9 protein-coding genes are annotated in these 9,572 nt (G+C 70.6%); 5 read left to right on the forward strand and 4 right to left on the reverse strand.

Annotation, left to right across the window (positions count from 1 at the left end):
- Positions 1 to 56: 56 nt before the first annotated feature.
- A complete protein-coding gene (gene eccD / locus EGT67_RS03945) occupies positions 57 to 1,532 on the forward strand; it encodes a type VII secretion integral membrane protein EccD (protein WP_127914690.1) in 1,476 nt (491 codons plus the stop codon).
- A 5-nt stretch (positions 1,533 to 1,537) separates the two neighbouring features.
- The gene (gene mycP / locus EGT67_RS03950; protein ID WP_241565886.1) at positions 1,538 to 2,953 is read left to right on the forward strand and encodes a type VII secretion-associated serine protease mycosin; all 1,416 of its coding nucleotides are present in this window, start codon (positions 1,538 to 1,540) and stop codon (positions 2,951 to 2,953) included.
- Positions 2,954 to 2,971: 18 nt separating this feature from the next.
- On the opposite strand, the gene EGT67_RS03955 is transcribed toward mycP, so the two are convergent.
- Positions 2,972 to 3,421 (reverse strand): winged helix-turn-helix transcriptional regulator, encoded by a 450-nt coding sequence (locus EGT67_RS03955; protein WP_127914692.1) that lies wholly within the window; start codon positions 3,419 to 3,421, stop codon positions 2,972 to 2,974.
- 86 nt (positions 3,422 to 3,507) lie between these two features.
- Between EGT67_RS03955 and EGT67_RS03960 the strand changes: the two genes are divergently transcribed.
- On the forward strand, positions 3,508 to 3,729 hold the full coding sequence (locus EGT67_RS03960; RefSeq protein WP_127914693.1) for a tautomerase family protein: 222 nt from the start codon (positions 3,508 to 3,510) through the stop codon (positions 3,727 to 3,729).
- Positions 3,730 to 3,733: 4 nt separating this feature from the next.
- Here EGT67_RS03960 and eccB read toward each other — a convergent pair whose 3' ends face one another.
- Complete coding sequence (eccB, locus tag EGT67_RS03965; protein ID WP_127914694.1) at positions 3,734 to 5,209, reverse strand: type VII secretion protein EccB; 1,476 nt, start codon at positions 5,207 to 5,209, stop codon at positions 3,734 to 3,736.
- A 107-nt stretch (positions 5,210 to 5,316) separates the two neighbouring features.
- On the opposite strand from eccB, the gene eccE reads away from it, so the two are divergent.
- Positions 5,317 to 6,960 carry a type VII secretion protein EccE gene (gene eccE, locus EGT67_RS03970; RefSeq protein ID WP_127914695.1) on the forward strand — a complete coding sequence of 548 codons (1,644 nt, stop codon included), beginning with the start codon at positions 5,317 to 5,319 and terminating at the stop codon, positions 6,958 to 6,960.
- A 5-nt stretch (positions 6,961 to 6,965) separates the two neighbouring features.
- On the opposite strand, the gene EGT67_RS03975 is transcribed toward eccE, so the two are convergent.
- Together EGT67_RS03975 and EGT67_RS03980 are read right to left on the reverse strand one after the other, a co-directional pair.
- On the reverse strand, positions 6,966 to 7,520 hold the full coding sequence (locus EGT67_RS03975; protein WP_127914696.1) for an NADPH-dependent FMN reductase: 555 nt from the start codon (positions 7,518 to 7,520) through the stop codon (positions 6,966 to 6,968).
- A gap of 39 nt (positions 7,521 to 7,559) precedes the next feature.
- Complete coding sequence (locus EGT67_RS03980; protein WP_127914697.1) at positions 7,560 to 8,129, reverse strand: TetR/AcrR family transcriptional regulator; 570 nt, start codon at positions 8,127 to 8,129, stop codon at positions 7,560 to 7,562.
- A gap of 71 nt (positions 8,130 to 8,200) precedes the next feature.
- On the opposite strand from EGT67_RS03980, the gene EGT67_RS03985 reads away from it, so the two are divergent.
- On the forward strand, positions 8,201 to 9,343 hold the full coding sequence (locus EGT67_RS03985) for an acyl-CoA dehydrogenase family protein (RefSeq protein WP_127914698.1): 1,143 nt from the start codon (positions 8,201 to 8,203) through the stop codon (positions 9,341 to 9,343).
- The last annotated feature ends 229 nt before the right edge of the window (positions 9,344 to 9,572 follow it).

The following is a 9,572-nucleotide window of genomic DNA, read 5'->3' on the forward strand; positions in this document are numbered from 1 at the left end:
CGATGGTTTCGAAGCGAGCGGTTCGGGTGGGGATCCCGATCGCGGGATCCGGGGGGATGATCGTGACAGTTCTGCCTGCCGAGTATGCAGTCGGCGGAGGCTCGGGGGCACGAGGGCCGGCCGACCTGTGCCGGCTCACGATTCTCGCCCCGCACACCCAGATCGATCTCGCGCTGCCGAACGGGGTCCCCGTCGAGCTCCTGATCCCGGGCATCGCCGATCTCGTCCGGAAGCACAGCGCCGCCAACGACTTCGACGCCGCCGAGGAGCGCACCGAACCAGTGCGGTGGACCCTGTCCCGGCTGGGAACCCCACCGCTGTCGCCGGCGCTGAGCCTGCAGGAACACGGTGTACTCGATGGCGAACTGCTGGTGTTCGACAGCGCCGAGGCCAGCCCTCCCCCTCCGCTGTTCGACGACATCATGTACAACGTCGCCGTGGCGGACACCGGCCACACCCACCCCTGGACACCCCGCATCGCGCGCCTGACCGGTTCCGCGATCGCTGTCGCGGCCACCGTGGCCGGTTCCTTCTCCCTGCTGCAGGTCGACGGTTCCGTCCAGTCCCTCGTCGGCGCCGGGTGCGCGCTGTTGACGCTCGTGTTGTTCCTGGTCGCGGGTGCCGTCGGGAGCCGGGTCTACGGGGACTCGGAGGCGGCCGTCACTCTCGGCACTGCCGCGCTGCCCCTGGCGTTCGCGGCGGGAATGCTGTTGGTACCCGGCGACCGAGGGGCGCCCCATGTGCTGCTGGGGCTCGTGATGGTCGGGGCCACCGCGGTGCTCGCGCTGCGCGCGGGGGGTGTGGGGCACACCGTGTTCACCGCCGCCGCGGCGGCGTCCCTGTTCGGGTCCGTGGCGGCTCTCGCGGCAACCCTCACCGACCAATCCGTGCGTACCGTCGGCGCGCTGCTCGCCGGCGCCGCCCTGATCGGACTGGTGGGTGCGCCTCGCGTCGCGATGTTGCTCGCGAAGCTCCCCCTCCCGCCGGTCCCGGCCCCGGGTACCTCGGTCGACCCGTCCGAGGACGACCCCGACGACACCCGCAGTGTGCCGTCGTTCGAGTCCGTCGCAGCGCGCGCGGACCGGGCTCGCCGGTTCCTCACCGGGCTGGTCTGCGCGATGACGCTGCTCACCGGTTTCGGTGTGCTCGCCGCCGCCCTCCCGACGTCCGGCTCCGGAATCTACTGGCCGGGAACCGCACTCGCCGTCACCGCCGCGACCGTGCTGATGTTCCGGGGCCGCACGTTCAGCGCGGCGGAGCAGGCGGTGCCGCTGATCGGCGGCGGGGGCACGATCCTCGTGCTCCTGTGCGCCGCAACGGCGGTCGCCGTCCCCGATGCTGCGCTCGGGCTGTTCGCCACCGCTGCGCTGGTCGTGCTCGGGGCGCTGGCGCTCGGAATCCTCGCCCCGCGGAAGAACTTCTCTCCGGTGCAACGGCGTGCCACCGAACTGCTCGACTACGCCGCGATCGCTGCCGTCGTCCCGCTGGCGTGTTGGGTGTCCGGACTCTTCGCCGCCATCCGAGGGCTGTGAGCGGGATCGTGGCGGGCACCGCGCGATCCCGACTGCTTCGGACGTCGGCCGTCGCCATACTGATTGCGCTGACCGCCTCGCTGGGGACGGGTGCCGCCGGCGCGGTCGCGCCGGCGCCGGTGGATCCCGGCAGGCTGCCGCCGCCGTCGCGTCCGGCACCGCTCGCGCCCACCGAACAGCGCAACGCGTGCGCGGTGGCGCTGCCGATGGGCGACAGCCCCGATGTGCCACTGCCCCAACGCACGATGGATTTCGCGTCGGTGTGGCCGCTGACCCGCGGCCAGGGCCAGACGGTGGCGGTCATCGACACCGGCGTGACCCGGCACCCGCGCCTTCCCGGCCTGATTCCCGGCGGCGACTACGTCTCGAACGGCGACGGAACCGCGGACTGCGATGCGCACGGCACGATCGTCGCGGGGCTCATCGCGGCGGCACCGGTCCCGGGGTCGGGGTTCTCCGGCGGCGCCCCCGACGCTCGGATCATCACGATCCGGCAGTCGAGCGCGAACTTCTCCGAGGCCCGGCGGCGCGACGACCCGAACGACGTGCAGAACTCCAGCGGATACGGGAACACGCAGACCATGGCGATGGCGGTGCGGCAGGCGGCCGACATGGGCGCGACGGTCATCAACATCTCGGAGGTGGCCTGCCGGTCCGCGGCCGACGGCATCGGCGACCAGTCGCTCGGCGCGGCCGTCCAGTACGCGGCGACCGTCAAGAACGCGGTGGTGGTGGCGGCCGCCGGGAACTTCGGCTCGGGCGGGTGCGCAACACAGAACCCGGCGCCCGATCCCTTGAACCCGAATGCAAACCAATGGGATTCGGTGTCCATGATCGCGACGCCCGCCTGGTACGACGACTACGTGCTGACCGTCGGATCGGCGAATCCCGACGGTTCGCCGTCGGAGTTCAGCCTCGGCGGGCCGTGGGTCGACGTCGCCGCACCGGGTACCCGAATCGTCTCGCTGAACTCCGACGGACGTGGGCAGACGCAGCAGTGGGTGACCGGACAGGGAGAGCAACGTCCTTTCGACGGAACGAGTTTCGCCGCGCCGCTCGTCGCCGCGACCGCCGCCCTGGTGCGCGCGCGGCACCCGCAACTGACCGCGCAGCAGGTGATCGCGCGTATCGAGGCCACGGCACAGGCGCCCGCCGAGGGATGGAATCCCTTCGTCGGACACGGCGTCGTCGACCCGGCTGCCGCGGTGAGCGCGGACCTGCCCCTGGACGGGGTCGCTACCGACGCCGCCCGTTCGACGCCCGTCGCGGCGCCCGCGCCGCCGCCGGCACCGGACACCCGGCCGCGCACGGTGGCGTTGGCCGCAACAGGCGGGATCGCCGCGGTGGTGCTGCTCGGCGTCCTCGCGTCGTACCCACTGCGGCGGCGCCGCACCATGCAACAGCAGGGGCGCACAATGTAGCCGAGGCGGCGACGGCCTCTAGCGCAGCCGCGGCTCGAGTTCGGCCGTCGCTGCGGGGCTGCCACACTCGCATACGAGCTGAGCGGTCACGAGTCCACCGCACCCTGCGTGCCGGAACTGCAACGGACCTGCTTCCGGGGTCAAGTGCCGGTCCCCCCACTGCATCAGCGCGATCAGCGCGGGCAACAGCTCACGCCCCTTGGTCGTGAGCAGGTACTCGTCCCGAGTACGTGAACCGGGCTCGCGGTACGGGCGCTTCTCGAGCAGCCCCTCGTCGACGAGCGCCTTCAGTCGCATGCTCAAGGCAGCCTTGGGAATGTCGATATCGGCGCGCATCTCGTCGAAGCGGGTGACGCCGTAGTGCGCCTCGCGCAGCACGAGCAGTGTCCACCGGTCGCCGATCACCGCAACCGCTCGGGCAAGGCCGCATTCATCCAATGGAACTCGCAGCGCTGACGCTTCCGACATGCAACAACCCTACCAAGGTTTGACATCGAGACTCAGGCTCTGCATGCTGAGTCTCAATTGCAAACCCAGCACGATCGGAGAAGCGCATGCCCTTGGTCACCATCAAGACGATGCAAGGAAAGTCACCGGAAGCGCTCACCCGGACGATGAAGGAGGTCAGTCGGGTCGTCGCCGAGAATCTCGACTACGACCCCGCACACGTCTGGGTCGTCGTCGACGAGATGGCCGACGAGCACTTCCTCGCGGGCGGCACTACGTGGGCGGAGCTGAAGCCCACGCTGTATCCCGGAAACACCGCGCGGCAGTAGACCGTCAGTTGCCGGCAGCGACCGGGGCGGCGTTGTCGTCCGGCGCGACGCCGTCGTGCGCGACGAGCGCTTCCTCGCGGCCGAGTGTCGGTCCGGGAGCGAGGAGTTCGACGATCCGCCACGGTGCGGGCGTGCCGGGCACGTCGAATCCGAGAGCCTTTGCGGCGTCGGCGTTCTTGACGCCGTAGCGGACGCCAGTGTCGGCGACGAAGAACATGCCACTCTTGCGGGAACTCCCGGATTCCAGGCCCGTCGCCTGCACGAAACCGCTGCTGCCGGGACGCACGTAGACGGCGTCGGCGTTGTCGCCGGGTCCGTCCGCCTGCGCGAGTCGGACCGTGCGCGCGTCGTCGGGGATGGGGAGCGCGCGACCGGCCGAAACGGCCAGCGTGGCGTCCACCCGACCGGAGTCGTCGCCCGCCACGGATCCCCGCGGGGTCCAGGTGAGGCAACTGACGGGTGCGTCGGCGTCGTCGACGAGTCTCGGCGGGGCGCTAGGGAACGTCGCGACGTCGAGCCCGTTCGAGGTGGGCGCCTTCGCGAGGGCGTCCGGCGCGACGGTGGGCACCTCCGACTGTCCCTGGGAGTCCGAGAAGTGGACGAGGACCGCGGTCGCCTCGCTGACCTCCTGGACGCCGTCCCGCAGCACCACGTAGTAGCGGGCGTCGTCTCCTCGCTTGACCTTGACGACGGAACCCACTGTCCGTCCGGCGATCTCGTAGTCCGGAGCGGACCCGGCGCCGTCGATGTCGGGTGCCGCGATCGGCAGCGTCTCCGGGATCGCGTTGAGCATGCCTCGGCTGATCGGACGCGGCTGTGCCCCTTCGAGACCCAGCGCGCGGGTCACCGCCTGGTCCTCGAGATCGATGGGGGCGCGGTGGCCGTCGTACACCAGGAACGTCGCATCCGACTGCGACACCAGCAGCGCGTGTCCCGAATCGAGTTGTCCGACGCGGTCACTCCACGCGGGTTCCCCGACGACGACGGTCGTCGCGACCGAGCGACGTCCGTCCGGCGAGACCGTGTCGCACACCGACCACGACTGCCCTTCGTGGTTGCCGCCCGCCGGGAGGGCCGACGGTGCGCCGGGGATGCCGACGAGTGCGCCGCGCGGCCTGGTGTCGATCTCGGATTCCTTGATCATCACCGGCTTCGCGGCCTCCCCGACGACGAGCCGCGCCGAGGCGAGGTTCAGGACCGGGTGCAAGGTGCCGTCCATGACGACAAACATTGCGCCCGAGTCCTTTCCGACGACGATCGACGCATTACCGATCTTGTCCTGGGGCCGGATGAAGGCGAGGGCCGCACATGCCGCCAACCCGATGCACGCCACGACCACCCCCACCGCGAGGGCCCGCGATTGCGCCCGCATCGGGTCGTGCAGCATCCGCACGTCGCGCCGCACGAGCGCATGCTCCATCCGTCGAACCAGGAATCGATACCCGCTGACCTGCCATCGCGTAGTCGGCTGTGCCGCCATGTTCCCTCCCCCATCAGGCGCACGCTACGGACCCACACAGTACAGTTCGCCTGCAAGCACACTTCGGCGGGCGATGGTCCGTCTGGTTCAGGTATCGGGGAGGAACCGTGGACCAATTCCGGGCCGGACGCCGTCCGCACACGGCTGCAGTCACAGTGACGACGGTTGTCGTCGCGCAGCTTCTCGCGGTCGCGATCTGTCTACTCGGCCTGTGGGCGGGTCTGCCACCGTGGGCCGCGGCGCTGGTCGCGGCGATCCCCTGCGCCGCACTGTTCGTCCGCATCGGCGGCCGACTGCCCCTGGCGTGGGCCGAGGCGGCGTGGCACTTCGTCCGTGGCCGCCGCCCCGACATCGGTCACGGAAAGGACTTCCACTCGCCCGGCGAGACGGTCGGGCTGCACTGGGTCGACGGGCAGGTCCTGGCGGTGGTCGAGTTGCTGCCGCCGCCGCGGAGCTGGACGCGGATGACCCGCGAGACCTGCGAATCGCCCGAGCAGCTGCCGCTGGCGGCGCTCGCCGGGTGCCTCGAACAGAACGACGTCTCCCTCAGCGGCATCGACGTCGTCAGCCACGGCAGCCGCGCGGTCGCGGGCACCCCGGCCGCCGACGTGTACGACGCCCTCGTCGGCCCGCTGCCGGCGGCCGCGCAGCGAATCGTGTGGGTGGTCCTGCGGTTCGACGCGTCGACCAACGCGGCATCCGTCGCCCGTCGCGGCGGCGGCGTGGACGGCGCCTCGCGGACGCTCGCCGTGGCCGCCCGCCGGGTGATCCGCGCGCTCGCCGACGCCGGATACCGATCGAGAAGCCTGTCGGCCGCCGAGATCGATTCGGCCTGCGCCCGGATCTGCCGAGGGGTGCACCCGAACGCGATGGGGCAGGAATGGGACCACGTGCCGCTCGCCGGGGTACGGAACGTCGGGAACGCGGTCGCTCCTCACCGACTCACGCAGGAACTGCTGACGGGCGTGTGGTCCGCGCCGAGCCTGGGCACGACAGTGGCGCTGCGGCTGCGCCCGGCACCGAACCCGGGCACCGTGCAGGTCGGCGCGGCCTTCCGCCGAACGGTCCGCGCGGAGCCGGAACGGCTGGAGCTGCCCGGGCTGGTCTCCACGCAGGGGCGGCACCGGGACGCGCTGTTGGCGCACCTGCCCGCGTCGTCACCTGATCTCGACGATCTGACGCCGATGAGTGCGGTCACGCCCGAGCAGCTGGACGCGTTGCGACTGCCGGTGGCCGGGTGCGGTCAGCTCGTCGGGTCGGACGCCCACGGTCACGCGGTGACAGCACGCATCACCGGGCCCGGAGTCACGAACGTCTATGTGGCGGGCGAGCTCTACCTGGCGCAGCAGCTCGTCTTCCGGGCGGTGGCGACGGGCGCGCGCGTCCTCGTCCGCACCGACCGCCCGCACGCCTGGCGGATGCTGGTGGAGTCCGTCGCGACGCCGATGCGGCTGCGCACGGCACACGAATCCTCGAGGTCGGAAACGGGATTCGACACGATCGTCGTCGACGGCGTCCCCGTTCCGCCGGCGCGGGCCGGGGTGACCACCGTCCACGTCCACTCCGATCCCCGGATGTGGCCGCCGACCGCACCGGACGTCGCGATCGTGCAGCCGGGCGCGTCCGGCGATCGGGTGGTGCTCACCGTCGGTGATCAGCGCGTCGACCTCGCCCTGGTGACGATCACGTCCGAGACCGCGTTCGTCGGGCGGCCGGTCGGCCCGCCCGCGGGGCTCGCCGCGGTGCGCTGACCGCGTCAGCCCGGATACGGACTGTGGTCGCGCTGGGTCCGGAGCGCGTCCGCCCACCAGGCCAACTGCGTGAGCATCCGGCGGGCTGCATCGTTCGCGGGACCGTCGTCCGGATCGAAATGCTTGCGGGCTTGGTGGAAACTGACCGCCTCGCGGATCGAGACCATGTGCAGCTCCGCCACCACCTGGCGCAACTGCTCGACCGCGCGCAGCCCTCCCGACATCCCGCCGTAGGCGACGAAACCGATCGGCTTGGCGCGCCACTCGTACTTGACGGTGTCGAGCGCCGTCTTGAGGGCTGCCGGGTAACCGTGGTTGTACTCGCTGGTGACGACGACGAACGCGTCCGCGTTCCCGATGCGTTCGGCGAAGGCCTCCACCTCGTCGGAATGCGAGAGATCCTGTGGCAGTGACGTATCGGCGAGGTCGAGAACGCCGACGTCGAACTCGTCGCGGGCGCCGGCCCGCTCGAGGAACCAGTCGACGACCACGGGCGCGAACCGCTTGACACGGACGCTGCCGACGATCACCTCGAGTCGCAGGGGTCGATCCAGCTCCATCGGCACGCTCCCTTCCCGGTCCGATCGTAGAGCGCCGGATCAGAGCCCGCGGGTCAGCAGGATCGCCAGCTCCTGGTACGCCTCGGCATCGTCGAGCCCGATCGTGGCCGCCACCTGCCGTTGCTGGATCCGGACCATCGCCGCGGCCGCGACGTCGCCGACGAACGCCGCGTGCGCGTCCCGCAGCTCTCCCGCCGCCACCCCTTCGGTGATGAGCTCCTGGACCCGACGAGACGCGAACCGGGTGTTGCGCTCGTACACCTCGCGTGCCGCCGAATCGGCGGACAGGTCCTCCATGAACTGCGCCGAAGCCGGCCGCAACTGCTCGCCCACCGCTTCGAGATACATCCGGATGCGTTCGCGGGCGCCCACCGCACCGGCCAGGCTCGCCTCGACCTTCTCGGTCGCCCCGCGGAAGAAGTGCACCGTGGCCGCGCGGACCAGCTGCTCCTTGCTGTCCGCGAGGCGATACAGCGTGGACTTGGAGCAGTGCAGGCGGGCGGCCAGGTCGTCCAGGGTGAGATGCGCGAATCCCTCGTCGAGGATCAGGGCCACGAGCGCGTCGAACAGCGCGATGCGCCTGGCCGTCATCTTCACCGGGGTTGCCATACGCACTACAGTACTGCAGTATCGTTCTCAGTACTACTTTTCGAATCTCGTCAATCCGCGAGGAGACCGCCGTGCCCGTCGAACGCCTGCTGCCCACCCAGGAAGCCCACGACCTCATCGACCTCACCCGCGACGTCGCGGACAAGGTGCTGGCACCGATCGTCGACGAGTGCGAGAAGACCGAGACGTTCCCGGACGGCGTCTTCCCCGCCCTCGGACGCGCCGGCCTGCTGAGCCTGCCGTACCCGGAGGAGTTCGGCGGCGGCGACCAGCCCTACGAGGTGTACCTGCAGGTCCTCGAGGAGATCGCGGCGCGCTGGGCGGCCGTCGCCGTCGCCACCAGCGTGCACAGCCTGTCCTGCTTCGCGCTCGCCACCCACGGCACCGACGAGCAGAAGGCGAAGTGGCTGCCCGACATGCTCGGCGGCGAGACCATCGGCGCGTACAGCCTGTCCGAACCTCAGGCCGGTTCGGACGCCGCCGCGCTGATGTGCCGGGCCGCCGAGGTGGACGGCGGATTCCGGATCAACGGCAGCAAGGCGTGGATCACCAACGGCGGCCGCGCCGACTTCTACACCCTCTTCGCCCGCACCAGCGACGAAGGCGCCCGCGGCATCTCGTGCTTCCTGGTACCCAAGGACACCGACGGACTCAGCTTCGGCAAGCCCGAGGAGAAGATGGGTCTGCGCGCCGTCCCGACCACGTCCGCGCACTACGACGACGCGTTCGTCCCCGCCGAACGACTCATCGGCAAGACCGGGCAGGGCCTGCCCATCGCATTCAGCGCCCTCGACTCCGGACGCCTCGGCATCGCCGCCGTCGCCGTCGGCCTGGCACAGGGCGCACTCGACGACGCCGTCGCCTATGCCAAGGAGCGCAAGGCATTCGGCAAGCGCATCATCGACCACCAGGGTCTCGGCTTCGTCCTCGCCGACATGGCCGCGGCCGTCGACTCCGCCCGCGCCACCTACATCGACGCCGCCCGCCGCCGCGACGCCGGACTCCCCTACTCGCGCAACGCCTCCGTCGCGAAGCTCGTCGCGACCGACGCCGCCATGAAGGTCACCACCGACGCGGTGCAGGTGTTCGGCGGCTACGGCTACACGCAGGACTTCCCCGTCGAGCGGTACATGCGCGAAGCCAAGATCACCCAGATCTTCGAGGGCACCAACCAGATTCAGCGCCTGGTGATCGCCCGCTCGCTGGCCGGCTAGGTCGATTCCGCAGCGACAGATCCCGTACGGTCGGCAACTCCCGGCCAACGACAGGCCCCCACACCAGTGAGTGTGGGGGCTTGTCGTGATTCCGGCCCTAGTTGTACCCGGCCAGGACGTTGGTAGCGGGCGTGTCGGCTTGATGTGAAGAGAACCTCCGAGTGGGGTGTGGCTTGTCTAAGGCCCACATCCGCTCGGAGGTTCTCGTGTCCCACCGTAATGCCCGCAC

The sequence above is a fragment of the Prescottella agglutinans genome, from assembly GCF_004011865.1.
Taxonomy (GTDB): Bacteria; Actinomycetota; Actinomycetes; order Mycobacteriales; family Mycobacteriaceae; genus Prescottella; species Prescottella agglutinans.

Excerpts from the sequence above, each read along its gene's own strand:
- eccD (WP_127914690.1), top strand. The coding sequence starts at position 57 with ATGATCGTGACAGTTCTGCCTGCCGAGTATGCAGTCGGCGGAGGCTCG.
- EGT67_RS03955 (WP_127914692.1), bottom strand. The coding sequence starts at position 3,421 with ATGTCGGAAGCGTCAGCGCTGCGAGTTCCATTGGATGAATGCGGCCTT.
- EGT67_RS03960 (WP_127914693.1), top strand. The coding sequence starts at position 3,508 with ATGCCCTTGGTCACCATCAAGACGATGCAAGGAAAGTCACCGGAAGCG.
- eccB (WP_127914694.1), bottom strand. The coding sequence starts at position 5,209 with ATGGCGGCACAGCCGACTACGCGATGGCAGGTCAGCGGGTATCGATTC.
- EGT67_RS03975 (WP_127914696.1), bottom strand. The coding sequence starts at position 7,520 with ATGGAGCTGGATCGACCCCTGCGACTCGAGGTGATCGTCGGCAGCGTC.
- EGT67_RS03980 (WP_127914697.1), bottom strand. The coding sequence starts at position 8,129 with ATGGCAACCCCGGTGAAGATGACGGCCAGGCGCATCGCGCTGTTCGAC.